We start from the raw sequence: 23471 nt of genomic DNA, 5'->3' as shown, positions 1-23471 counted from the left end.
AACCTCTCGTCGTCAGTACTTGAGCCGGATGGATCGTTGCCAGCATGGACGTTCGGGCGCGAACTTTAGGGCCATGGGGGGCTGAGATCAATCAAAAATGCCGTACTTTTGCTCCTCTTTGTCGCCTTATTGATTGATCGTTTTATATTCAAAACAAAACGTTATGAAATGCTGCACAACGCGTTAAGAACTCGCGGTTTTCTCCCCTGACTACAGGTCGCCGCGCGCGCTGACGTTTACCGTTATAATCGCCGCCTTTTTTGACAGACCGACTATTCAGTCGACGGGTTCCCGCACAATGACCATCCAGGCCACCGAAGTCGGCAAACGCCGTACATTCGCGATCATCTCTCACCCCGACGCCGGTAAAACCACCATTACCGAGAAGCTGCTGCTGATGGGCAAGGCGATTGCCGTGGCCGGTACGGTGAAGTCGCGCAAGTCCGATCGCCACGCCACCTCCGACTGGATGGAAATGGAGAAGCAGCGCGGCATCTCCATCACCACCTCGGTGATGCAGTTCCCCTACCGCGAGCACATGATCAACCTGCTCGACACCCCCGGCCACGAAGACTTCTCGGAAGACACCTACCGCACCCTGACCGCAGTGGACAGCGCGCTGATGGTGCTCGACGGCGGTAAAGGCGTTGAGCCACGCACCATCGCCCTGATGGACGTGTGCCGCCTGCGCGACACGCCGATTGTCAGCTTCGTCAACAAGCTCGACCGTGATATCCGCGACCCGATCGAACTGCTCGACGAAATCGAGGCGGTACTGAAAATCAAGGCCGCGCCGATCACCTGGCCGATTGGCTGCTACAAGGATTTCAAGGGCGTCTACCACCTGGCCGGCGACTACATCATCGTCTACACCCCAGGCCACGGCCACGAGCGCACCGAAACCAAGATCATCGAAAAACTCGACTCGGATGAGGCCCGCGCCCACCTGGGTGATGAGTACGAGCGCTTCCTCGAGCAGCTTGAGTTGGTGCAAGGGGCCTGCCACGAATTCGACCAGGACGAATTCATGAACGGCCAGCTGACCCCGGTATTCTTCGGCACCGCGCTGGGCAACTTCGGTGTCGACCATGTACTCGACGCCGTGGTCGACTGGGCTCCGCGCCCGCTGGCTCGCGTCGCCCATGAGCGCACGGTGGAGCCGGTTGAAGAGAAGTTCAGCGGCTTCGTGTTCAAAATTCAGGCGAACATGGACCCCAAGCACCGCGACCGCATCGCCTTTATGCGCATCTGCTCGGGCAAGTACAGCCAAGGCATGAAGATGCGCCATGTGCGCACCGGCAAGGACGTGCGCATCGGCGACGCGTTGACCTTCTTCTCCAGCGAGCGGGAAATGCTGGTCGAGGCCTTTGCCGGCGACATCATCGGCCTGCACAACCACGGCACCATTCAGATCGGCGACACCTTTACCGAGGGTGAAGCGCTGGGCTTCACCGGTATTCCTCACTTCGCCCCGGAGCTGTTCCGCCGCGTACGCCTGAAAGACCCACTGAAGTCCAAACAGCTGCGCCAAGGCTTGCAGCAGCTGGCCGAAGAGGGCGCGACCCAGGTGTTCTTCCCCGAGCGCAGCAACGACATCGTTCTCGGCGCCGTCGGTGTGCTGCAGTTCGACGTGGTCGCCAGCCGCCTGAAAGAGGAATACAAGGTCGAGTGCGCCTACGAGCCCATCACCGTGTGGTCAGCACGCTGGATTGAGTGCAGCGACAAGAAGAAGCTTGAGGAGTTTTCCAACAAGGCGGTGGAAAACCTCGCCCTGGATGGCGGCGGCCACCTCACCTACCTGGCCCCGACCCGAGTCAACCTGAGCCTGATGGAAGAGCGCTGGCCAGACATCAAGTTCCGCGCGACACGCGAGCATCACTAAGGGTTGCACTACCCTGTGTAGGAGCCAGCTTGCGGTACTTGCCAGCTGGCGCAACCGCCACAAATCGTCGATGCTCAGCCCATGCACCTGATCGACACCCACACCCACCTGGACTTCCCCGACTTCGATGCCGATCGCAGCGAGCTGCTGACCCGCTGCCGCGATCAAGGCGTCGAGCACCTGGTGGTGCTGGGTGTGCATCAGGCCAACTGGCAGCGGGTGTGGGACCTGGTGCAAAGCGAAGACAGCCTCTATGCGGCGTTCGGCCTGCACCCGGTGTACCTGGATGAACACCAGCCAGAACACCTGAGCGAACTGCGTGACTGGCTGACTCGCTGCGCCGGCCACCGCAAGCTCTGCGCCGTGGGCGAATTCGGTCTGGACTATTTTCTTGAGCAACTGGATCGCGAGCGGCAACAACAGCTGTTCGAGGCGCAACTCAAACTGGCCATAGCATTCGAGCTGCCCGCCCTGCTGCATGTACGCCGCGCTCATGCCGCGACTATCGCCACCCTCAAGCGCTACAAACCCAAACGCGGTGGAATTATCCACGCCTTTGCCGGCAGCACCGAAGAAGCCCGCGAATACCTCAAGCTCGGTTTCAAACTCGGCCTCGGTGGCGCACCGACCTGGCCGCAGGCGCTGCGGCTGCGCAAGGTGGTGGCGCAGCTGCCGCTGGACGCCATCGTGCTGGAAACCGATTCACCCGACATGGCCCCGGCGATGCATGCCAATCAGCGCAACAGCCCGGAATACTTGCCAGACATCTGCACCGCCCTGGCCGAGCTGCGCGGCATCAGCGCGGATGAACTGGCCAGCGCCAGCAGCCGCAACGCAGCCGAGTTGTTTGGCTGGAATACTGACGCCCTCACTCGAATGCAATCCAGAGAGCTCACCACCAACATCGCCACGGCCCCCACCAACTGACAATCAACAATGCAGAAAACACAAAGCCCGCCAAGGTGGCGGGCTTTTCTGGAGCAGCAACTGATCAGACGCGGAAGGCACCAATCAGCTGCTTCAAGCGTGCCACCAGCCCGGACAGTTCAAGGCTGGCCTGCTCGGTCTGGCTTGCGCCGTCTGCGGTGCGCTCACCCGCCTGGCTGATCTGCACGATGTTCTGATCGATATCCTGCGCCACAGCAGTTTGTTCTTCGGCGGCCGTAGCAATCTGCTGGTTCTGGTCGACAATCATGCCCACCGCCCCAAGGATGTTCTCCAGCGCCAGTTGCACCTTGGCCGACTCGTTCACCGTGTTATCGGCCATCTGGTGGCTGGTGCTCATCGCCTTGACCGCCGCGCCAACGCCGCTTTGCAGCTTGGCGATCATCGACTCGATTTCTTCGGTGGACTGCTGCGTACGCTTGGCCAGATTGCGTACCTCGTCGGCCACCACGGCAAAACCACGGCCCTGCTCGCCGGCACGTGCCGCTTCAATGGCCGCGTTGAGCGCCAGCAGGTTGGTCTGTTCGGCAATGCCCTTGATCACGTCCAGCACTTGGCTGATCGAAGCGCTATCGCTGGCCAGCTTGTTGATCACCGCCACCGACTGGTCGATCTCTCCGGCCAGACGCTGGATGCTGCCCACCTGCGATTCGACCAGCGCGCGGCCAGTCACCGTCTCATCATTTACGCTCTGCGCGCTGCCTACGGCGGCTGCGGCGCTGCTGGCAACTTCCTGCGCGGTGGCCGACATCTGATTCATCGCCGTCGCCACCTGGTCAATCTGCCCGCGCTGACCGGTTACCGCCTGATTGCTTTCTCCGGAAACGAGTTGCACACGCTCGGCCTGACGCTCGACCTCGACCACGGTCTGCCCGACGCGCTCGATCAGCTCGTGGATCTTGCTCACCGTTTCATTGAACACCTGACCCAGCTCGCCCAGCTCATCCTGGCTCTGCGCCTTGAAGCTAACGGTCATGTCGCCTGCGGCAACCTGGTTCATCACCTGGCCGAGTTTCTTCAGCGTGGTGCGAATCGACACGTAGAAGCCGCCATAGAGGTAGACGATCAGCAGGAACACCACCACCAGCGCCACCACCAGCAACACCATCTGCGTACGGTTTTCTTCCAGACGCTGCTCCAGCTGCTTGTCGAGGAACACCAGCACCGCGCTGTTGAGCTGGTAGGTCTGCTCCATCGCCGCGCTGACATCGTTGTAGAACTGCGCCCACGGCGTATCCAAGGAGTCGGCTACCACCACCTGATCTTCAAAGACCACGGCGATGGTTTTCAGGGTTTCCAGGCTGCTGGCTGCTGGGGTCGCCAGGCTGGTACGCGCCTGGGCACTGCTGTTGAGCGAGGCTTGCAGGTTCAGGCCGTACTCGGCGTGCAGCTTCTCCAGTTCCAACAACAATTCGTCAAAAGCGGTACTGGCCGAGGAATTTAGAAAGCCCTGCGCCAGCGAGTAGGAGCCAATGGCACGCCCCTCACTGAGGGCAGCAGTGACCTTTGGCGTTTCGACAGTGATCAGCTCGACCATCTGCCGCACAGCACCTTCACGGTCCTGGCTCAGGCCGGCTTGGCTGGCGACCAGTTTGATAAACACCTGGGAGGAACCCAGCAGCTTCTCGGCCAGGGCAATCTTGCCGTGCAGGGACGTCTCACTCTGCACCGCTGCCAGCTCCGCGATCAGCTCATCGCGCTTGCTGTTGAACTCATCGATCTGTTCGGTTTCACGCACCACCGCCGCCAGGCCTTGCAGCTCGCTGGAAATCTCCTGCTGCAGTTTGCTCAGGCGAGTTTCCAGATCGCCCGCCTGACCAGACTGACCGATCATCGCGTTGATTTCGATAAGATCGACAAAATCTTCAAGGTTACGCCGCAGCGTCAGGCTCTCGCCGAGCAGGTCGATGCTTTCGAGTGCCGCCTGGGTGCTGATGAACTGCCGGTAGGAGTCACGTACCAGATAGAAGTTGGTGACCAGCATGGGCAGAAAGAACAGAACACTGATCAGACTGAACTTCATGCCGAAGCTGAGGCGATTCATTAGCGCGATGGCCGGATACAACACGGTCTTCACAGGACGTCTCCAGTTCTAATTATTGTCGTGTCAGGTTACAAATTGGCCGCGCAGAATGGCAAATGGCGGCCTGTATGTCCCTTGCTGCTCGACCTGCGGCATATGGATCAGTGGGGTAAATAGGGGCAGATTAACGTGATCAATGTCACAAAATAGCGGCCGAGCATGGCGCCATGTATACCTCTTATCGACCTCAATCTGTGTAACTTAAGGTTAATGATGCGCACATCACTGAAACTGGGCATTGATCTGGGTGGTACTAAAACCGAGATTATCGCCTTGCAAGGCGGCCAGCCTGTCATACGCCGCCGCGCCCCGACACCCCAGGGTGACTACCAGAAAACCGTTGGTCTGATTGCCAGCTTAGTTGAAGATTGCGAGCGCGAACTGGGCCAGCAAGGCAGCCTGGGCGTTGGCATCCCCGGCACTCGCTCACCCGACCACGGCCGCATCAAGAATGCCAACTCGCAGTGCCTGATCGGCCAGGACCTCCAGGCCGATCTCGAGCAGCGCCTGCAACGCCCGGTACGCCTGGCCAATGATGCGGACTGCTTTACTCTTTCCGAAGCCTGCGATGGCGCCGGGGCAGGCGCTCCCAGCGTGTTCGGGGTAATTCTCGGCACAGGCGTGGGCGGCGGCCTGGTCGTGCGCCAGCAACTGCTCGGCGGCCCAAATGCGATTACCGGCGAATGGGGACACAATCCCCTGCCCTGGCGGCGCGCCGACGATGGCCCGGTGAGGCGCTGCTATTGCGGCCTGGATGATTGCATCGAAACCTTTCTCAGCGGCCCGGGTTGGGCGGCACGCAGTGAGCTGGGCCTTGAAGCGAGCGCCATTGTACCGGCTGCCCAAAGCGGCAACCCGGCAGCACAACAGGCCTTGAACCGTTACTGCGATCAGTTGGCGCGCGGCTTGGCGTCAGTGATCAACCTGATTGACCCTCACGTCATCGTGCTCGGTGGCGGCCTGTCCAATACGGCCGAGCTGTACCAGCAGGTAATACCGCTGTTGCCGCGCTACGTGTTTTCCGACCAGGTCAATACGCGCCTGCTGCCGGCCAAACACGGCGACTCCAGCGGCGTACGCGGAGCCGCCTGGCTGTGGAATGACGACCTCAGATAAGCAGCGTCCACACGGCAAACACCGCGTACCAGAACACCGCCGCCCGCACCAGCAGCTGCCATAGGCCATCCAGACTGCTGACGCCAGCCTCGCCAATCACCGGCTCCGGCGTTTCGCCCGCCGCCCGCGCGGTCATGATCGCCAGTTGGGCGGCGCTGATATCCCAACTGAGCAACTCATGCAGCAAGGCCCGACTGACGCCGGCAAAGTTGCCCACCAGAGCAAAACTGGCCGCCAGCACCCGCACCGGCAACCAGTCGAAGCCATGGCGGATCTGTACCGCTGCTTCACGCAGGGCCGGCTGAGCCGCCTGCTCACTGCTCAGCGCCACCAGGCGATAAGCCAGCGCCGCCAAAGGGCCCAGCAGCGCGTACCAGAAGATCACCGCAAAGAAACTCTGGTAGGCCTGCCACACCAGATGCCCCTGTACGCGCTGCAGCAACTCGCCCTCCTCCTCTGCCTCCAGGGCCAGGTCACGCCGGGCCACCAGGTAAGCCGCCTCGGCATCACCCCGTCGCCAACTGTCACGGAACGGCCCCAATGCCGCCAATAGATCGCCCCGTCCCAGACTGTAAATCACTACCAGCAGGTGCACCGGCAAGGCCAGCCAGCCATAAGCCACCGGCTCCAGCACCAGCAAAACCACACCCAGCAGCGCAATCGGTAACAGCACCAAAACCGCTAACGCCAGCCAGGGCTGCGCGGCGCTCTGCGCATTACGTTCTGTGGCAGCCAGCAGGTGCAACCAGGGACCGTCCTGTTGGATGCGGGCACGCCAGGCCGAAAACTTTTCAACCCATAACACCAGCAGTAACACTAGAAAATTCATGTCAGTTCCTTGTCTTGCTGCAGCCCCAGGCGCAGCGCAGCCCAATCGAATGCCGGGCCCGGATCGGTCTTGCGCCCTGGCGCAATGTCGCTATGACCGCAGATCCGCTCCAGGGTGATAGCCGGATAGGCCGCCTGCAACTGCCGGGTCAGGGCAATCAGCGCCGCATATTGCGCTGCAGTGAACGGTAGATCGTCGGTGCCTTCAAGCTCAATGCCCAGGGAAAAGTCATTGCAGTTCTCCCGCCCGGCAAATAGCGACAGCCCGGCATGCCAGGCGCGCTCGTTACAGGAAACGAACTGGGTAACGACACCATCGCGCTCGATCAGAAAATGCGCCGAGACCTGCATGCTGGCAATGCCGGCAAAATACGGATGCTCGGTGGCCTCCAGACGGTTCTGAAAGAACGCCTGCACTTTGCCAGTGCCGAACTGCCCAGGCGGCAGGCTGATGTTGTGAATCACCAGTAGCGACACTTCACCCTGCGGGCGCTGGTTGAAGTTGGGGGACGGACAATGCTGAATGCCAGCACACCATCCGCTGGAAGGGTCCAGCTGCATACAAAGCTCCTTGAACGAGCCCCCACTCTAGTGCAGCGACGCCCCAAGGCCAACTGCCGCACAAATGAAAACGCCGCCAGACAGAGGCCGGCGGCGTGATTCGTACAGTTCAGACAGCGGGTTCAGGCGCCCTTGAGTTTGCGCAGATTGCCGATCACCGACTCCAGCGCGCGGTCAAACAGCAACGCATCATCAAGCAGGCGGATGGCACTGCGACGGAACTCCACCGCCAGCCCCATGCGGGTTTTCTCCAGCACTTTCATGCCTGTGCGGTTAACGAAGATGTACTTGCCGGTTGGCTTGATGATTGCGGCCAGCTTGCAACGCAGCTTGTGCTCTTCGTCTTCCTGAAACTCGACCCAGCTGCCAACACGTAGGTTGTCGACCTGCTGCAGAGACTCGTCATCGTCCGGCAGGCTGGCCTCCGGCTCAAGCGGACGCAACTCGCCTGGCGCCAGCAGAATGATTTCTTCGACCACCTCAACCATGGCCGGCTCTTCCACGGCCTCGGCGGCAGGCAGTTCCAGCAACGGCAGCTCGATGCCGGCTTCGGCCAATGCTGCACGCTGCTGCTCATCAAACTCGACCAGTGGCTCGGCATCCGCCGCCGGGGCTTCCTCCGGCAGACTGCGCTTGAAGCGCTGGAAGGCTTGCACGTGCAACGCTTCCAGCTGACTGAAGAACTCACCGGTGGAGAACGGATCAAACGCCGCACTGGCCATGCCTTCACGCAGCGCCTTGAGCAGACCCGGTACCATCTCCAGCAGGCGCATGCGTGCTTCTGGCTCTTCGTGCAGTTCCACACTCCAGACCAGATCATCCATGGTCGCCAACGCTGCCTGCCATTCGGCCGACTCAACGCCATGCTTCAGGCAAGTCAACATCAGCACCTTGCTCCAGGCTTCCTGGAGCAAACGCACCACCACTTCCGGTAGCGTCTTGCCGAGCAGCCGTTCGTTCAATGCCTGTTCGACTTCGCGGCGCGCCAGCGCAGCCTTGGCACTGCCCTCTTCGGCATCGCGGGTACGTTGCTCAAGCAACTCGCTGCGCCGACGCTCATCCCCGGTAAAGGCCAGGAAGTCCGCAAGTAACTCGGAGAAGATCACCGGATCGTCAACAAAATCATTGAGCAAGCGTTGCACCACCTGCTCGATCTTCTGATACAAGCTATCACGCTGTGCATCATCCTGTTCGCCCCAGCCCAATGCAGCAGAGGCGATTTCATTGAGCAGCCGGCGTGCCGGATGGCTGCCACGGCTGAAGAAGGTCTTGTCGATGACCGCGACTTTCAGCATCGGGATCTGCAGACGACCAATCAGTGCCTTGAGCGAGTCCGGCAGGGTACGGTCATCCAGAATAAACTCGAAGAGCATCGACACCAGGTTGATGACATCTTCATCAACCTCGCCCACCACGCGGGCTTTACCCGCCTTGGCACTGGCGCGGGTCAACAGGCCTTCCAGCTGCTCACGCAGGTCGAAGTCATCACTTACCTGCGCCGGCGCCTTCTGCTGCATGTGCGAGAGCAGGCGCATCAAATCATTGGTCGAAATCGGCATGGCATCAGCCGGCCGGTTACGCCGTGGGATCAGCGTACCGCGCGCCTGCGACAACAGCTCCTGCAGCGCGCCGAAGACTTCCTGCACGCCCTCATCTGCAAACTCGCCACTCAGCTCTGGCGACGCATCCGCACGGGCGCCGCCCGCAGGCGCACTAGCCCGCGACGGGTTACGCCGCACGGGCGCAGATTTAAGCTCAGGCAGAACACCTGCCGCAATCAAGGCTTGGTTGGCCTCGCCATACAATTGATCAAGGTCGCTGAGAACGTATTTCTCGAAAAGCTTGAGGATGATCAGCTTGACCCTGATCTCCACACCCAGGCTGCTACAGGCATCCAGAAAGAACTCGCACAAGCAGGTCGGGCCGACCGGGTTGCTCTTGTCGTCCAGCTTCTTGCTGACCATGGCGTTGAAACGCGTGGTCAGGTGGCTGAGCGCTGCGCCGTCGCGGCTCATCACCTTGGCGACCATCGAGTCCAGCGCTACCGACTCTTCCAGCGCATCGTTCTGCACCAGAGACAGGCTGTCGAACGACACCGCATCCAAGGGTGCCGGCTTACCGATTTCGTATTGATTAAGGGTGGCGAAGGCTTCAAACACCTTCTGCAGGAAGCCGCGCTCGATGTTCTTGCGCTTCAGGCGCAGGTCGCGCATTGCCTCGAAAAAAGCATTCTGCTCAGCATTGCTGGTGGCCCGATCCGCCATCTCGAAGAGCGTATCGTCGGCATTGTCGAACAGCGCCTGCAACGCTGTTTTCAGCTGTTGCGCCGCTTTATCCCGCACATTTGTCAGCGCCACAGGCAGTCTTCCTACCGGCGAAGTGGGCGATTGCTCAGGGACCACCTTGCTCAGGTGAACCACATTCGCATCAGTCTTCATTGCGAGTCTCCTGCAGACTGCCCCTCTTGGGCGAACCGATCTGCACAGCGATCAACTGAGCGTCATCCGTAACGTCAAAGGCCTGGCGTCAACAATTTTAAAAAGTAAAGCCATTATAGGGATGCACGCACACATACCAAGCTGACTTTTCTTCCAGACATGACCCAGGTCACAGATGTAGCGCTACAGCCTCCCAACGGTTATCTGCGCACGACCAACGCAACCCTGCCTCGAACAATGGCCGCACACAACTCACAAAGAACCTTCATCAGCATAGCGCTACAGCGCCTGGTGAACAGCGGCAAAGACTGCGCAAATAGCCATCAATCCCTATAATCGGCGCATTCTGCTGACTGGAGCTCATCATGCCTAACCTTATCCTCGCCGACCTCGCCCACGAAATCGAGGCCAACGTGCGCCGCGCACTGGCAGAGGATATTGGTAGCGGCGATATCACCGCCCAGCTGATCCCCGCCGAGCGCCTGGCCCACGCCAAGGTGATCACCCGCGAAGCAGCGGTTATCTGTGGCACCGCCTGGGTGGATGCGGTGTTTCGCCAACTCGACGACCGCGTTAGCGTGCACTGGCACGTTCAGGACGGCCAACGTGCCGAGCCCAACCAAGTGCTGTTTGAGTTGGAGGGCCCCGCCCGCGCCCTACTCAGCGGCGAACGCAGCGCCCTGAACTTCCTGCAAACCCTCTCCGCCGTCGCCACCCGCTGCCAGCACTATGCCGACCTGGTGCAAGGCACCAACGTCAAACTGCTCGACACCCGCAAAACCCTGCCCGGATTACGCCTGGCACAAAAGTACGCCGTCACCCAAGGCGGCTGCCACAACCACCGCATCGGCCTGTATGACGCCTTCCTTATTAAGGAAAACCACATCGCCGCCTGTGGCGGCATCACCCAAGCCGTGACTGCTGCTCACAAGATTGCCCCGGGCAAGCCGGTGGAAGTTGAAGTAGAAAGCCTGGAAGAACTGCGCCAGGCACTCGACGCCGGGGCGGACATCATCATGCTGGACGAACTGAGCCTGGACGAAATGCGCCAAGCCGTCGCCCTCACCCAAGGCCAGGCCAAACTGGAAGCCTCGGGCGGGGTAAACGAAAACACCTTGCGTGCAATTGCCGAGACAGGCGTGGACTATGTGTCGATTGGCACACTGACCAAGGATGTAAAGGCGGTCGATTTGTCGATGCGACTGGCGCTGTAGCCAATGAAAGTGAAGACAGCGCACTTAGCGCGCTGTCTGCTCCAAAATTTTGAAGAACACAGTCTCCAACGACACGGCCGGCTTGACCGTCACCAGATGACCGCCCACGCTATTGAGCTGAGCAATAAAAGCCGGTAGATCCGCCTGCGACAACTCGCACTCAAACTCCATCTCACGCAACTGTTTGCAGCCTTCAAGCAGTGGCTGTTGCGCATTGAAGCGCACCAACATCTGATCAACCCGCTCAGCCGCCAACTCGCGCGGCGAACGAACCGTTAACAGTTCGCCTTTATTGATAAAACCAAAACGATCAGCAATACGCTCAACGTCATGCAAAACATGGGAAGTAAAGAAGATCGCCCCGCCTTGCTGCTTGTACTCCGTAAGGATATCCACCACATCCTTGCGCCCCACAGGGTCAAGCCCTGACAACGGCTCATCCAGCACCAGCAATTTAGGCTGCACCACCATGGCATGAGCCAGCGCTACACGCTGAACATTACCTTTAGACAGTTCGCGAATCCGCCGCTTGGCATTCTGTGCAACGGAAAAACGCTCCAGCCATTGCATACACCAGGCATCGGCGTCTTTGCGTTTAATGCCATACATGGACAAACCCATGCGCAAGATTTCCAGCGGGGTAAATTGCTCATACAGCGCAGGGGACTCAGGCACAAAGGCCAGCGGCTGTCGTGCCTCAGCATGGTGCGCATCCACGCCATAGATACGCACTTCGCCTTGATAGTCATTGATAATGTCCAACATCACTTTGATGGTGGTGGACTTGCCTGCGCCATTGGGGCCGACAAAACCGAAGACTTCACCCTCGGCCAGGCCAAAGCTGACATCGCGCAAAGCCTGAACTTCCTTGCCTTTGCTGCGAAAAATATGACTGACGCTAGAGAACTCAAGAACTGCTGACACTACCGATCCTCCACACCGGCGACCTTCAGCTTTTTAAGCACAAAGCGCCCATCAACAAACTCATAACCCAGCTTTAGTGGATCCTCAGGAAACGCTGCCAGCAAACCATACTCGAATAGTTGCTCAGGGTCAGCGAGCGAACTACCGCTCAGCGCCTCAAAACGGCGCTGAGCCTCACGCAACGCAACAAGCCCTTGCAAGCGCTGAACACGCTTGACAAGCATCGCCTTCAGCTTGGGGTCAGAAGCCCGGTCGTGCTCACTCTGCAAAAAATCAAGGGCCAGTTGTTCATCCTGGATTTGCTCAGTCTTGAGCATGATGGCGAGCTTGCGAAAAGCGGCGGAGTTATCTGTAGACCGCTGCGCGGCTAACTCAAGCGAACGCCCGGCCTCAGCAATATCCTTATTAAAAAACGCCTGATTGAATCCATAAAAAAATGCTGGCAATTCATCCCAGAAACGACACTGCATGGCCCGGCGCAACACCTCAGTGCCTTCAAGATCCGCCCCCCCCCAAGTCAGCAGGCCGTTGGCCAGATAGTAATTATCTTCATGGCAGGGATTGAGCCTAGCCACTTCCTGCTGGGCGCGAACCAGATAGTCGGTATCTGCCTGCCCCCAATCCACCCCAGTAGCCGCTAGGCGCATGGTTTCCAAGTTGGCAGCCAAGAAGCGGTCACCACCGAACAACACCAGTAACATAGAAGCGGCTATCACCACACGCCCCTCAATAGCTGGCGACGTCTGCTCAGGCATTTGGGTACGCCACTGCGAGACTATGGAGAATAGGCTAAACCCAAGCAGAGCGAGCAATAGAGGCAGATAAGGCCGACGGCGCATAGTCAACTGAATCGCTTGCACTGTAGCGACCACACTGCCACCGCCAGCAAGGCGATGGTATACCCAATACTAGAGAGCAACAGCCAGGGCCAATCAGTAGGGAGAAACTCCGGTTTACCGTAGAGCGCAAGCATACGGATATCCAGCGCGCCGAGATCCGGCAAGAGGTAACCCAGAACACCTAGACCGGTGCGATAGCCCTCGGAGTTGCTCACCAACCCTGCGTCGCGACCGAGCAGCTCGACGATAGCACTATAAGAACGCGCAATTAGCATAAAACCGAAGGTGCCGATTAACACGAAGCTCGGCGTAGAAGCCACCACCGCCAGAAGGGTCGCCAGTGCGATCAGAATCAACATATCGAGAGCCATAAAAGCACTAACAATCAAGTAGGACTGCCCAAGCGCCACCGGCGTGGCCTGTGGATAGATACCTTCAATAAAATACACCAGACCGACCTGCAGCCCCCCCAACACAAGGAGAATGCACAGTACGAGCGCAAGCACCGCAGCAAAACGCCCGAGTAAGACACTGCTACGTGCCCGAGGATAGGTCAGCGAATTGAGGTAATAGCGCTTATCGAACTCATGCGACAGCAGCTCCTGCACCAACAGCACGATCAGCAGTGGCACCAGAAGACGGATAGTGGAAAAACCCACATCCAACGCCACAGTAGCCGGCTGGCGACCGCTGAAATAGGCCGACAAAAGAGTGGCAAGAATCACCGCCATCAAGACGCCGGCGAAAATCCAGGAAAACTTGGCCTTGATCACCAAGCGCAATGCTGTTGAAAAATCTCGAATGATAGGCATTTCGATTGAAAAAGGCACAAGAAGGAAAGGGAAGTCTTTATGTAAGAAAACAGCAGTAAGGGCTACTTAAAAAAAGATCTTGAGCCAGCGCAAGTAACTACGAAAGATTTTGGAGGTAACCACCCTAAAAAGCACAACAATAACATATAGAGGAGCCGGGAGAGGCAAAGCCCCCCCCGTACAGCATTTAGTCAGGGATACGACCCGCAACTGTACCCGCGTTACATGCCGAACCATCTAGAGCAGTAGGACCGACCTGACCACCTGTAGTTGTACCGAGCATAATCGCTGCACCAGTGTTAGTCACACGGTTAGTAGCTACCGCCGGATCAGCACACTGCGGTACGCCAGGGTTAGCAACTGTATCGTTCGTGCAAGGCACTTCAATAGTACGACTACCCTCACGACCAGCCGTATGACAAGCCGCCATGCGGATGGAGTTGGCAGGCCCACCTACGCAGTTGCGTGCAGCAATTACGCTATTGGACAGCGGAATACGAACATCTTCCGCCAGCAAGGGGCAGTCTGGCACCTGAATCATGGCATTATTTTGAATCGCAGCTGGCGCCGAATAGGCCGATACAGAAGTAAACAGCGCTACTGCAGCGATACCAAACAGACTAGTTTTTTTCATGTTGATCTCCACACTCAATAATTACGTAATTAACGTTGCGCCGCAGCAAACGCGGTTACACCATTTTTAACATCAGCCAACGCAGTCGAATCGTTCGCTTTGGCACGGTAGTCATTGAATTGCGGAATAGCGATAGCAGCCAGAATGCCAATGATCGCAATAACGATCATCAGCTCAATCAGGGTAAAACCTTTTTGTTTCTTGAGAGACTTCATGGATAAGCTCCTATTTGTGGTTAAGGTCAGCGACCTGCATAAGGTATAGCACAGGCCATGCCAACACTCGACAGCACCCGTTTTAACAGCTCAGCATCCAACAACGACAATGCGCACATCTCTCAACAGGGCACCATCTGCCGTTTTTTGTCACTCCACACTGCCTTGCTTGGGCTACTGCCTAATTTGAGCTATAAGACAACAACTCTATCCGGCAAGAAGCACCCTATTAATCATGAGCGAAGCCCCCAATCTGACAGGCCTGGCCCGACAACTGGTCAACGCGGAGCTGCTAAGCGAAAGCGCTGCGTCCCAGGCGCAAGCCCAAGCACTGCGCAATAAAATCCCGCTGGTTTCCTATCTTGTACAAAACAAGCTCACCAGCAGCAAAGCCGTGGCTGAGGTGGCTGCCGAGCAATTTGGCGTGCCGTTCTGCGACCTAAGCGCTATTGAGAAAGAAAGCCAACCCCGCGACCTGATCAGCGAAAAGCTGGTTCGCCAGCATCGGGTTATTCCTCTATTTCGCCGTGGAAATAAGCTATTTGTTGGCGTTTCGGACCCCACCAACCACCAAGCCGTTACCGATGTACAGTTTTCCACCGGTCTGACCACCGAACCGCTGCTGGTTGAAGATGACAAGCTTACCGATGCTATCGAGAGGTTCTTCGAAGCTGCAAATAGCGGCATGGAAGAACTGGGCGATGTCGACCTTGACGGCGTGGACATTGAAGCGGTCGACGACGATAAACAGGACAGCAACGATGGCAACTCTGCGGATGACGCACCCGTTGTACGTTTTGTGCATAAGATGTTGCTCGATGCGATCAAGAAGGGCTCATCCGACCTGCACTTCGAGCCTTATGAAAAAGCCTATCGCGTGCGTTTCCGCACTGACGGCATCCTGCAGGAAATTGCTCGCCCACCCATTCAGCTAGCTCCGCGCATCTCCGCCCGACTCAAAGTAATGGCAGGCCTGGATATTTCCGAGCGACGCAAACCGCAGGATGGCCGCATTAAAATGCGTATATCCAAAAGTAAATCCATCGACTTTCGCGTGAGCACCTGCCCAACTCTATGGGGCGAAAAAATCGTAATGCGAATTCTCGACTCCGCCAGCGCGCAAATGGGTATCGACGCTCTAGGCTATGAAGAGTCGCAAAAAGAGCTTTATTTGACGGCACTGAAGCAGCCGCAAGGCATGATCTTGGTGACAGGACCTACCGGCTCCGGCAAAACGGTTTCGCTCTACACCGGTTTGAACATTCTCAACACTGTTGACGTGAATATTTCTACCGCTGAAGACCCGGTGGAAATCAACCTTGAAGGGATCAACCAGGTCAACGTTAACCCCAAGCAGGGAATGGACTTTACCGCTGCGCTGAAATCCTTTTTGCGACAAGATCCGGACATCATCATGGTGGGCGAGATTCGCGACCTGGATACAGCATCAATTGCAGTAAAAGCAGCCCAGACCGGACATATGGTGATGTCAACGCTACACACCAACAGCGCGGCAGAAACCCTGACCCGCTTGCGCAATATGGGTGTTCCATCATTCAACATCGCCACCTCGGTAAACCTGATCATTGCCCAGCGCCTGGCGCGCAAGCTGTGCAGCCACTGCAAGAAAGAGGTCAAGGTTCCGCGCGAAACTCTTATAGAGGAAGGCTTCCCGGCAGACAAAGTCGACACACTCAAACTTTACGGCCCTGTAGGCTGTGAAAACTGCAACGGCGGCTATAAAGGTCGTGTCGGAATATATGAAGTGGTTAAAAACACGCCGGCCCTGCAGAGGATTATCATGGAGGAAGGCAACTCCATCGATATTTCCGTACAAATGCGTAAAGATGGCTTCAATGACCTGCGCACCTCCGCTCTACTGAAAGCAATGCAGGGCATCACCAGCCTTGAAGAAGTCAACCGAGTGACCAAGGATTAAGCCATGGCGGCCAAAGCTCCAAGCCTCAGCACCTTTTCGTGGGAAGGCACCGATAAAAAAGGTGCAAAGATCAAAGGTGAAATCAACGGCCAGAACCCAGCCCTGGTTAAAGCCCAGCTACGCAAGCAAGGCATCAACCCACTGAAGGTAAAAAAGAAGCCTAAGCCGTTGTTTGCTGCCGGCAAAAAGATCAAACCCATGGATATTGCCCTGTTCACTCGACAGATGGCGACCATGATGAAAGCCGGCGTTCCGTTGCTACAGGCCTTCGACATTATCGGCGAGGGTTTTGACAACCCGAATATGCGCACCCTGATTGATAGCATCAAGCAAGAGGTCGCCGCCGGTAACAGCTTTGCTGCCTCGCTGCGCACCAAACCGCAGTATTTCGACGATCTGTATTGCAACCTGGTTGATTCAGGCGAGCAGTCAGGCGCACTGGAAACCTTGCTGGATCGAATTGCCACCTACAAAGAAAAAACCGAAGCCCTCAAGGCAAAAATCAAAAAGGCAATGACCTATCCAATTGCGGTAATGGTGGTGGCCGTTATCGTGACAGCCATTTTGCTGATCAAGGTTGTGCCGCAATTTGAGGCTGTTTTCCAAGGGTTCGGTGCCGAACTACCTGCATTCACTCAGGTTGTAGTAAACATGTCCCGCGGGCTGCAAGAGTGGTGGTTTGTCTTCCTGTTTGCGTTTTTCATCATTGGTTTTTCCTTCAAAGAAGCCCATAAACGCTCCGAAAAATTCCGCGATTTTCTTGATCGCACCTTACTTAAAGCCCCGATTTTCGGCGATATTCTCTACAAAGCCGTTGTGGCGCGCTTTGCCCGCACACTTTCCACCACTTTCTCGGCAGGTGTACCACTCGTAGAAGGCTTGCAATCCGTGGAAGGCGCAGCCGGTAACGTGGTGTTCCGTCAGGCAGTGGCAAAAATCCGTAATGACGTGTCCTCCGGTACTCAGCTCAACTTCTCCATGCGTACCACAGGAGTATTTCCCAGCATGGCCGTGCAGATGACCGCGATCGGTGAAGAGTCTGGCTCGCTTGACGAAATGCTCGACAAAACTGCCGAGTATTACGAAGCGGAGGTTGATAACGCCGTAGACAACCTGACCACACTGATGGAGCCAATGATTATGGCGGTACTTGGTGTTCTTGTTGGTGGTTTGATCGTGGCAATGTACCTGCCTATCTTCCAACTTGGCGCAGTGGTTGGATAATCAATGATGTTCGACATTTTGGCCGGCAACTTGCCGGCCTTTGTTTGTGTATGCCTGGCACTGGGCCTGTTAATCGGCAGCTTCCTCAACGTGGTGATCTACCGCCTGCCCATCATGATGCAACGCGACTGGCGTGAGCAGGCGCGCGAGATATTGGATCAGCCCGCCGAAACGCAGACCACAACGTTCAATCTGGTATTACCCAACTCAAGCTGCCCACACTGCAATCATGAAATAAAACCCTGGGAAAACATCCCGATCATCAGCTACCTGTTTCTGCGCGGCAAGTGTTCCAGGTGCAAATCGCCCATCAGCCTGCGCTACCCATTGGTTGAGCTGACCTGCGGCTTGCTGTCGGCTTTTATCGCCTGGCATTTCGGCTTTACCTGGCAGGCTGGCGGTATGTTGCTACTAACCTGGGGCTTGCTGGCGATGAGCCTGATTGACGTCGACCATCAGTTGCTACCGGACTCGTTGGTACTGCCGCTGCTCTGGCTTGGGTTGATTGCCAATAGCTTTGGCCTGTTTGCCAGCCTGGAAGATGCTCTCTGGGGTGCGATTGCAGGCTATTTGAGCCTGTGGTCGGTGTATTGGTTGTTCAAGCTGGTTACCGGCAAGGAAGGCATGGGCTATGGCGATTTCAAGCTGCTGGCCATGCTTGGCGCCTGGGGTGGTTGGCAGGTGTTGCCGCTGACCATCCTGCTGTCATCACTGGTGGGCGCGGTGCTGGGCACCATCATGCTGCGCATGCGCAATGCCGAATCCAGCACGCCTATCCCTTTCGGCCCCTATCTGGCGATCGCCGGCTGGATTGCTTTGCTCTGGGGCGAGCAAATCACCTCCAGCTACTTGCAGATTGTCGGGCTCTAATAAAACCACCTACGCTGGGAGGCGCTTTAGCAGCGAGCGATTAAAGAGCTATCGCGGCTAAAGCGCCCCTACGGACGCAGCCCGGATGCAATCTAGGGAATCTTCCCCCCAGGCTCTTCCGGCGCCGACTTTTGATCGCAATCCAGCGAGCCTGTAGATACACCCGCTCCTACTGTTCGCCACCAACCAAGCAGCTGCACTACAATCGCGCCCCTGGATGGCTGACACGAGCGCGCACCTTGAGCACAAAACCTTGGATTCTTGGCCTAACCGGCGGTATTGGCAGCGGCAAGAGTGCTGTGGCCCAGCACTTTATCGATCTTGGCGTGCATCTGGTTGACGCTGACCATGCGGCGCGCTGGGTGGTTGAGCCCGGCAAGCCGGCACTGGCCAAGATCGCCGAGCACTTTGGCGGCGATGTGCTGCAGGCGGACGGCCAGTTGGATCGCACAGCGCTGCGTAGCCGAATTTTTGCCGACGCTGATGAACGACGCTGGCTGGAAGCCCTGCTGCACCCGCTGATCGGCCAGGAAATCATCCAGTACCTGGCACGCGCGGAATCACCTTATGCCATCCTGGTTTCACCGCTGCTGGTTGAGTCCGGCCAACATCGCCTGACCCAGCGCATACTGGTGGTGGATGCACCCGAGCAGTTGCAAGTAGAGCGCACCATGGTTCGCGACCAGAGCTCGAATGAGCAGGTACAGGCCATTCTCAAGGCCCAGGCTAGCCGCGAAGAGCGCCTGCGCCATGCCCATGATGTGCTGCTCAACGACCGTGATCTGCACTGGTTACAGACGGAAGTGGAACGCCTGCACAGCTATTACCTGACTCTACGCGGAGGCCAAATATGAGCACCCCAACCTTGGTTGCCTGCCCAACCTGCAAGGCACCTGTTGAATGGGGCCCACAAAGCCCGAATCGCCCCTTCTGCTCCGAGCGCTGCAAGCTGATTGACCTCGGCGCCTGGGCAGCGGAAGAACATGCCATTGCCGGCGACCCGCTGGAAGATGATGTGTTTTCCGGCGAGTTGCCGCCACGCCAGCACTGATCATTAAGGCCGCATAAAGCTGTAGTCGCGCTCATCATCCAGATTGTCGGCGAGAAACTGCAGCTCTGCGGCCAGATCCGCAGCACTGCGACCACTACGACTGCGCTCAACCACGGCACTCAGTAGCGCCCGCAACGCCATGGCCTGATCAAAACCCTGGCCATCTACGCCCTGCAAACTGCGCTCTATCTCCTGCCTGGCCCACTGATACACACCCATTCTTCACCCTCCTGACTGTTGCCATCAGCATGACTCAGACCGACTGCAAGAGTTTGACCTGCATCAAATGAGGTGGGCGGATCACTGCAGCGAAGGCAACACCATCATCGCGGTGCATCGTCATCCTTCCATGGTGCAGCCAGGTAGCGCGTGCGATTGAAGGTTTCCAGCCAGTCTGGGTAGAACACCACCAACGCAGTAACCAGCATGCCATTGATAAAGGCTTCGGGGAAAATCACCAACCAGAGATAACCAATGAAATCCTCCAGCCACGGCGGCATTGGGAACAACCCATCAATCCAGAGCAAGGTGAAGGCCGTCGCAATACATAGCAGTGTCGCCAGCGCCGCGGCGAAAAAGCCACTGCAGAAGATGTAGACGAACAGGTTGCGCGGCTGCTTTTTCTCAACCCACAGGGCGCAGGCCTCGGTGACCCAAACCGGAATCACCACCAACAACACGCCATTCACCCCCAACGCAGCCCAATCCTGCCGCCCCAGCGCCAGCAACCCCAACTGCGCGACCAGTCCCGCCAGCATGGCCAGCGGCCAATCCAGCAGCAGCGTCACCGCAGTCATGCCAATAAAGTGGAAGGACAGGCCAGAGTCGAAATCGCGGCGCACCAGCCACAGCAGAAACAGCGCCAGCGCCGTGCCACCCAGCAGGTGCTGGCGCCGCAGATCAGTGCACAGCTCAACCCAGGGAGCACGCCAGATCGCCCAGCACACTAGAGGCAGATAAATCAGCCATCCCAACAGCAGGCTGGTTGAAGACAACAATTGCGCGGCAATCATGCAGAAGCACTCCACACCCGTGGGCTAATCTGGAGCAGTCTACCGCCGCACATGGCAAGCCTGAAACAACCGCCGCAGAGGGCTACCACGACGCCAAGCCGGCGCGCTAAGCTGAAGCCATGGATGACTCCGACTACCTGCGCCTGCTGACGCACCAGGCCGAACAGGCCAACGCCTTTCTCTCCAACGCCCGCAAGTGGGAGCGCGAGCGCTGGGTCTGCCAGCGCTTGCTGCAGGCTCTGAATGTCAGCCACCGCATCGATGAGTTCAGCGCCGCCGGCCATGAGCCGCCTGACGTATTGTTCCGCGAGGCCAGCTTTGAAGTGTTCTTCGTTCTCGACGAGGGCCGCCGCCTGAATGATGAGTGGCGCGCCGAACTGGAACGCCGGCGCAGCGCCTTCTCTCTCAGCCAACTGGTGCGGCGCGAGGCCAAACCCAGGCGTATTGGTGCCAGCGAGCTGCAACAACGCCTGACACCGACACTGCGCAAGAAAGCCCGTAACTACCAAGAACGCGGCCTCGACCTGGGCGATCTGGATCTGCTTGCCTACGTCAACCTCAAACGCGCGGTGCCGGATTTCAATAGCCACTTCCCGCCACCAACCGAGTTCCTCCGCCAAGGCTGGCGCTCGTTGTCACTGGTGGGCCCAACCTTTGCCCGCGTACTCTTCGCCCACCCGGATGCACCGGAATTTCTGCGCAACAATCTCGGCCGTACCGTGCTCTTTGATGTAGGGATCAGCCTGTGAGCCCGCTGCATGAGCTGCTCGCCGCAGTGCCGCAACAGGGTTGTGTACGCTGGATTGGCGTGCGCCCCAGCTCGCGTGCCGCAATGATCGAACTGGATGCTGTCGAAGCGCGCCGCGAAGCAGGACTCACGGGCGACCATAGCCGTCCCGGCTCGCGTAATGCCCGGCAAGTCACCCTGATCCAGTGGGAACACCTGGCCGTCATCAGTGCGCTCATGGGTCGCGCTGCAGACGCGCCCATCGGCGCTATTGAGTTGCGGCGCAATATCGCTATCAGCGGCATCAACCTGTTCAGCCTCAAGGGGCGGCGCTTTCGCCTTGGTCAGGCGATACTCGAGACCACCGGCTGGTGCCAACCCTGCGCAAAACTGGAAGAGCGCCTGGGACCGGGCACCTTCCAAGCCATGCGCGGCCACGGCGGAATCACCGCACGTGTGTTGCAAGGCGGCATTATTCGCCTGAATGACAGCCTGCGCGTTGAGCCCTTATAAGCCGGGCAGCTAGAATGCCCCTCCTCAGCCCGCAATCGCCCCTGATTGCCCCATTTATTCGAGGCCACCATGCCCAGTCGCCTTAACCCTGATGACCAGAAGCGTGTCGAGCACTACCTGAGCGCGCCACAGCATCAGGTCGAGCGACAGCCGTTCAAGGTTTGGCGACTGCTGCTGATCATCGTGATCGTGGTGATTGCCCTCGGCGTGCTGAGCCGTCTTCTGAGTCGATTGGTGCTATGAGCTGCCTGGCGCTCGCCCATACCGACTCACTGCCTTTTCTTAAAAGCCTTGTGAGCGTGTCTGATGACTCATCAAATCGTAATTGTCGGCGGTGGCGCCGGCGGACTGGAGCTTGCTACCCGCCTGGGTAGAACCTTGGGTAAGCGTGGCCAGGCGAGAATCACCCTGGTCGACGCCAACCTGACGCACATCTGGAAACCGCTGCTGCATGAAGTAGCCGCCGGCTCACTGAACTCCTCCGGTGACGAACTGAACTACGTGGCCCAAGCCAAGTGGAATCACTTCGAGTTCCAGCTGGGACGAATGAGCGGCCTCAACCGTGCGGAAAAACGCATCAGCCTGGCTGCCACCCTGGATGATAACGACCAGGTGCTGATGCCGGCACGCGAGCTGACTTATGACAGCCTGGTGATTGCCGTGGGCAGCACCACCAATGACTTCGGCACCGTCGGGGCAGCGGAACACTGCCTGTTCCTCGATACCCGCGAGCAGGCCGAGCGCTTCCATCGCCAGCTGCTGAGCCACTACCTGCGTGCCCACGCCAGCCAGAGTGAAGCCACCGAGCTGATCAACATTGCCATCGTCGGCGCCGGCGCCACCGGAGTCGAACTGGCCGCCGAACTGCACCATGCCGCGCACGAGCTGGCCGCCTACGGCCTGGACCGCATCAGCCCGGAAAACATGCGCATCACCCTGATCGAAGCCGGCCCACGGGTACTGCCTGCCTTGCCTGAACGCATCAGCCAGCCGGTACACCAGACTCTGGAGAAACTTGGCGTCACCGTACTCACCGGCGCAGCCGTCAGCCAGGTCACGGCCGACGCGCTGCACACCGCCCAGGGGCAGATCATCCCGGCCAGCCTGAAAGTCTGGGCAGCCGGCATCCGTGCACCGGAGTTTCTGCAGAATCTGGATGGCCTGGAAAGCAACCGCATCAACCAGTTGCAGGTGCGCCTGACCCTGCAAACCACCCAGGATGACAACATCTTTGCTTTCGGTGACTGCGCTGCCTGCCCGCAACCGGGTAGCGAGGGCCGCAACGTGCCGCCGCGCGCACAAGCGGCGCACCAACAAGCGTCCCTGCTGGCCAAATCGCTGAAGTTGCGCATCGAGGGCAAGCTGCTGCCGGAATATCGTTATCGCGATTATGGCTCACTGATCTCGCTGTCGACCTTTTCCGCCGTTGGCAACCTGATGGGCAATCTGACTGGCAGCGTCATGCTCGAAGGCTGGCTGGCCCGCATGTTCTACGTGTCGCTCTATCGCATGCACCAGGTTGCCCTGTACGGCATGACGCGCACCCTGCTGATGATGCTGGGCGACCGTATCGGCCGCAGCACCGAACCTCGCCTCAAGCTGCACTGATTTGTGCGCCAGCCCTGCAGGAGCGGCCGTCGCCG

At 58.2% G+C, this 23471-nt stretch carries 24 protein-coding genes and 1 pseudogene; 13 read left to right on the top strand and 12 right to left on the bottom strand.

The window, feature by feature from the left end; genetic code table 11:
• The first annotated feature begins 298 nt into the window (after positions 1-298).
• Both IOD17_RS03415 and IOD17_RS03410 read left to right on the top strand, forming a co-directional pair.
• The gene (locus tag IOD17_RS03415; protein ID WP_233683694.1) at positions 299-1882 is read left to right on the top strand and encodes a peptide chain release factor 3; all 1584 of its coding nucleotides are present in this window, start codon (positions 299-301) and stop codon (positions 1880-1882) included.
• Positions 1883-1963: 81 nt separating this feature from the next.
• Positions 1964-2809, top strand: coding sequence for a TatD family hydrolase (locus tag IOD17_RS03410; RefSeq protein WP_233683693.1), 846 nt, complete (start codon positions 1964-1966; stop codon positions 2807-2809).
• A 64-nt stretch (positions 2810-2873) separates the two neighbouring features.
• On the opposite strand, the gene IOD17_RS19450 is transcribed toward IOD17_RS03410, so the two are convergent.
• The gene (locus IOD17_RS19450) at positions 2874-3578 is read right to left on the bottom strand and encodes a methyl-accepting chemotaxis protein (RefSeq protein ID WP_374528017.1); all 705 of its coding nucleotides are present in this window, start codon (positions 3576-3578) and stop codon (positions 2874-2876) included.
• Positions 3579-3731: 153 nt separating this feature from the next.
• Positions 3732-3935 (bottom strand): annotated as a pseudogene (locus IOD17_RS19445) (HAMP domain-containing protein); the annotation flags it as partial.
• Positions 3936-5123: 1188 nt separating this feature from the next.
• Between IOD17_RS19445 and IOD17_RS03400 the strand changes: the two are divergent.
• The gene (locus tag IOD17_RS03400) at positions 5124-6026 is read left to right on the top strand and encodes an ROK family protein (protein ID WP_233683691.1); all 903 of its coding nucleotides are present in this window, start codon (positions 5124-5126) and stop codon (positions 6024-6026) included.
• Here the strand turns inward: IOD17_RS03400 and ampE are convergent.
• The 3 genes from ampE to IOD17_RS03385 all read right to left on the bottom strand — a co-directional run bounded on the left by ampE (position 6019) and on the right by IOD17_RS03385 (position 9853).
• A complete protein-coding gene (gene ampE / locus IOD17_RS03395) occupies positions 6019-6855 on the bottom strand; it encodes a regulatory signaling modulator protein AmpE (RefSeq protein ID WP_233683690.1) in 837 nt (278 codons plus the stop codon). The two genes, IOD17_RS03400 and ampE, sit on opposite strands and share 8 nt — an antisense overlap.
• Positions 6852-7415 carry a 1,6-anhydro-N-acetylmuramyl-L-alanine amidase AmpD gene (ampD, locus tag IOD17_RS03390; RefSeq protein WP_233683689.1) on the bottom strand — a complete coding sequence of 188 codons (564 nt, stop codon included), beginning with the start codon at positions 7413-7415 and terminating at the stop codon, positions 6852-6854. The genes ampE and ampD overlap by 4 nt, the downstream gene beginning before the upstream one ends.
• Positions 7416-7537: 122 nt before the next feature.
• Entirely contained in the window at positions 7538-9853 is a 2316-nt protein-coding gene (locus IOD17_RS03385) for a DUF1631 domain-containing protein (RefSeq protein WP_233683688.1), read from the bottom strand.
• A 365-nt stretch (positions 9854-10218) separates the two neighbouring features.
• Between IOD17_RS03385 and nadC the strand changes: the two genes are divergently transcribed.
• Positions 10219-11067, top strand: coding sequence for a carboxylating nicotinate-nucleotide diphosphorylase (nadC, locus tag IOD17_RS03380; protein WP_233683687.1), 849 nt, complete (start codon positions 10219-10221; stop codon positions 11065-11067).
• Between the two features lie 24 nt (positions 11068-11091).
• Here nadC and IOD17_RS03375 read toward each other — a convergent pair whose 3' ends face one another.
• The 5 genes from IOD17_RS03375 to IOD17_RS19360 form a co-directional block, all read right to left on the bottom strand.
• Entirely contained in the window at positions 11092-11991 is a 900-nt protein-coding gene (locus tag IOD17_RS03375) for an ABC transporter ATP-binding protein (protein WP_233683686.1), read from the bottom strand.
• Entirely contained in the window at positions 11991-12746 is a 756-nt protein-coding gene (locus tag IOD17_RS03370; protein WP_233683685.1) for a hypothetical protein, read from the bottom strand. The genes IOD17_RS03375 and IOD17_RS03370 overlap by 1 nt, the downstream gene beginning before the upstream one ends.
• Before the next feature lie 86 nt (positions 12747-12832).
• A complete protein-coding gene (locus IOD17_RS03365) occupies positions 12833-13642 on the bottom strand; it encodes a hypothetical protein (protein ID WP_233683684.1) in 810 nt (269 codons plus the stop codon).
• A gap of 187 nt (positions 13643-13829) precedes the next feature.
• Positions 13830-14276: a hypothetical protein gene (locus tag IOD17_RS03360; RefSeq protein WP_233683683.1), complete on the bottom strand. Its 447-nt coding sequence runs from the start codon at positions 14274-14276 to the stop codon at positions 13830-13832.
• Between the two features lie 29 nt (positions 14277-14305).
• Complete coding sequence (locus IOD17_RS19360) at positions 14306-14491, bottom strand: prepilin-type N-terminal cleavage/methylation domain-containing protein (protein WP_308219297.1); 186 nt, start codon at positions 14489-14491, stop codon at positions 14306-14308.
• 235 nt (positions 14492-14726) lie between these two features.
• Between IOD17_RS19360 and pilB the strand changes: the two genes are divergently transcribed.
• From pilB to yacG, 5 genes are all read left to right on the top strand, one after another.
• Entirely contained in the window at positions 14727-16430 is a 1704-nt protein-coding gene (gene pilB / locus IOD17_RS03350) for a type IV-A pilus assembly ATPase PilB (protein ID WP_233683682.1), read from the top strand.
• Between the two features lie 3 nt (positions 16431-16433).
• Positions 16434-17654, top strand: coding sequence for a type II secretion system F family protein (locus IOD17_RS03345; protein WP_233683681.1), 1221 nt, complete (start codon positions 16434-16436; stop codon positions 17652-17654).
• A gap of 3 nt (positions 17655-17657) precedes the next feature.
• The gene (locus IOD17_RS03340; protein ID WP_308219296.1) at positions 17658-18524 is read left to right on the top strand and encodes an A24 family peptidase; all 867 of its coding nucleotides are present in this window, start codon (positions 17658-17660) and stop codon (positions 18522-18524) included.
• A 239-nt stretch (positions 18525-18763) separates the two neighbouring features.
• Positions 18764-19378 carry a dephospho-CoA kinase gene (coaE, locus tag IOD17_RS03335; protein WP_233683679.1) on the top strand — a complete coding sequence of 205 codons (615 nt, stop codon included), beginning with the start codon at positions 18764-18766 and terminating at the stop codon, positions 19376-19378.
• Positions 19375-19575 (top strand): DNA gyrase inhibitor YacG, encoded by a 201-nt coding sequence (yacG, locus tag IOD17_RS03330; RefSeq protein ID WP_233683678.1) that lies wholly within the window; start codon positions 19375-19377, stop codon positions 19573-19575. The genes coaE and yacG overlap by 4 nt, the downstream gene beginning before the upstream one ends.
• 3 nt (positions 19576-19578) lie before the next feature.
• Here yacG and IOD17_RS03325 read toward each other — a convergent pair whose 3' ends face one another.
• Complete coding sequence (locus tag IOD17_RS03325; protein WP_233683677.1) at positions 19579-19794, bottom strand: hypothetical protein; 216 nt, start codon at positions 19792-19794, stop codon at positions 19579-19581.
• Between the two features lie 104 nt (positions 19795-19898).
• On the bottom strand, positions 19899-20588 hold the full coding sequence (locus IOD17_RS03320; RefSeq protein WP_233683676.1) for an energy-coupling factor ABC transporter permease: 690 nt from the start codon (positions 20586-20588) through the stop codon (positions 19899-19901).
• 119 nt (positions 20589-20707) lie between these two features.
• On the opposite strand from IOD17_RS03320, the gene IOD17_RS03315 reads away from it, so the two are divergent.
• The 4 genes from IOD17_RS03315 (at position 20708) to IOD17_RS03300 (ending at position 23436) form a co-directional block, all read left to right on the top strand.
• Positions 20708-21337 (top strand): DUF1780 domain-containing protein, encoded by a 630-nt coding sequence (locus tag IOD17_RS03315; RefSeq protein WP_233683675.1) that lies wholly within the window; start codon positions 20708-20710, stop codon positions 21335-21337.
• Positions 21334-21828, top strand: coding sequence for an MOSC domain-containing protein (locus IOD17_RS03310; protein WP_233683674.1), 495 nt, complete (start codon positions 21334-21336; stop codon positions 21826-21828). The genes IOD17_RS03315 and IOD17_RS03310 overlap by 4 nt, the downstream gene beginning before the upstream one ends.
• Positions 21829-21897: 69 nt before the next feature.
• Positions 21898-22071 (top strand): DUF3094 family protein, encoded by a 174-nt coding sequence (locus IOD17_RS03305; RefSeq protein WP_233683673.1) that lies wholly within the window; start codon positions 21898-21900, stop codon positions 22069-22071.
• Positions 22072-22134: 63 nt separating this feature from the next.
• Positions 22135-23436: an NAD(P)/FAD-dependent oxidoreductase gene (locus IOD17_RS03300; RefSeq protein ID WP_233683672.1), complete on the top strand. Its 1302-nt coding sequence runs from the start codon at positions 22135-22137 to the stop codon at positions 23434-23436.
• Positions 23437-23471: the final 35 nt, after the last annotated feature.

Source organism: Pseudomonas anguilliseptica (assembly GCF_021375795.1).
Classification (GTDB): Bacteria; Pseudomonadota; Gammaproteobacteria; order Pseudomonadales; family Pseudomonadaceae; genus Aquipseudomonas; species Aquipseudomonas anguilliseptica_A.
Note: the sequence above shows the minus strand (reverse complement) of the source record. Positions and strands in the feature narration are given on the sequence as shown.

Bases quoted from the DNA above. Each gene is read 5' to 3' on its own strand.
- IOD17_RS03415 (WP_233683694.1), top strand. From the start codon at position 299: ATGACCATCCAGGCCACCGAAGTCGGCAAACGCCGTACATTCGCGATC.
- IOD17_RS03410 (WP_233683693.1), top strand. From the start codon at position 1,964: ATGCACCTGATCGACACCCACACCCACCTGGACTTCCCCGACTTCGAT.
- IOD17_RS19450 (WP_374528017.1), bottom strand. From the start codon at position 3,578: ATGTCGGCCACCGCGCAGGAAGTTGCCAGCAGCGCCGCAGCCGCCGTA.
- IOD17_RS03400 (WP_233683691.1), top strand. From the start codon at position 5,124: ATGCGCACATCACTGAAACTGGGCATTGATCTGGGTGGTACTAAAACC.
- ampE (WP_233683690.1), bottom strand. From the start codon at position 6,855: ATGAATTTTCTAGTGTTACTGCTGGTGTTATGGGTTGAAAAGTTTTCG.
- ampD (WP_233683689.1), bottom strand. From the start codon at position 7,415: ATGCAGCTGGACCCTTCCAGCGGATGGTGTGCTGGCATTCAGCATTGT.
- IOD17_RS03385 (WP_233683688.1), bottom strand. From the start codon at position 9,853: ATGAAGACTGATGCGAATGTGGTTCACCTGAGCAAGGTGGTCCCTGAG.
- nadC (WP_233683687.1), top strand. From the start codon at position 10,219: ATGCCTAACCTTATCCTCGCCGACCTCGCCCACGAAATCGAGGCCAAC.
- IOD17_RS03370 (WP_233683685.1), bottom strand. From the start codon at position 12,746: ATGCCTGAGCAGACGTCGCCAGCTATTGAGGGGCGTGTGGTGATAGCC.
- IOD17_RS03365 (WP_233683684.1), bottom strand. From the start codon at position 13,642: ATGCCTATCATTCGAGATTTTTCAACAGCATTGCGCTTGGTGATCAAG.
- IOD17_RS03360 (WP_233683683.1), bottom strand. From the start codon at position 14,276: ATGAAAAAAACTAGTCTGTTTGGTATCGCTGCAGTAGCGCTGTTTACT.
- IOD17_RS19360 (WP_308219297.1), bottom strand. From the start codon at position 14,491: ATGAAGTCTCTCAAGAAACAAAAAGGTTTTACCCTGATTGAGCTGATG.
- pilB (WP_233683682.1), top strand. From the start codon at position 14,727: ATGAGCGAAGCCCCCAATCTGACAGGCCTGGCCCGACAACTGGTCAAC.
- IOD17_RS03345 (WP_233683681.1), top strand. From the start codon at position 16,434: ATGGCGGCCAAAGCTCCAAGCCTCAGCACCTTTTCGTGGGAAGGCACC.
- IOD17_RS03340 (WP_308219296.1), top strand. From the start codon at position 17,658: ATGATGTTCGACATTTTGGCCGGCAACTTGCCGGCCTTTGTTTGTGTA.
- yacG (WP_233683678.1), top strand. From the start codon at position 19,375: ATGAGCACCCCAACCTTGGTTGCCTGCCCAACCTGCAAGGCACCTGTT.
- IOD17_RS03325 (WP_233683677.1), bottom strand. From the start codon at position 19,794: ATGGGTGTGTATCAGTGGGCCAGGCAGGAGATAGAGCGCAGTTTGCAG.
- IOD17_RS03320 (WP_233683676.1), bottom strand. From the start codon at position 20,588: ATGATTGCCGCGCAATTGTTGTCTTCAACCAGCCTGCTGTTGGGATGG.
- IOD17_RS03315 (WP_233683675.1), top strand. From the start codon at position 20,708: ATGGATGACTCCGACTACCTGCGCCTGCTGACGCACCAGGCCGAACAG.
- IOD17_RS03305 (WP_233683673.1), top strand. From the start codon at position 21,898: ATGCCCAGTCGCCTTAACCCTGATGACCAGAAGCGTGTCGAGCACTAC.
- IOD17_RS03300 (WP_233683672.1), top strand. From the start codon at position 22,135: ATGACTCATCAAATCGTAATTGTCGGCGGTGGCGCCGGCGGACTGGAG.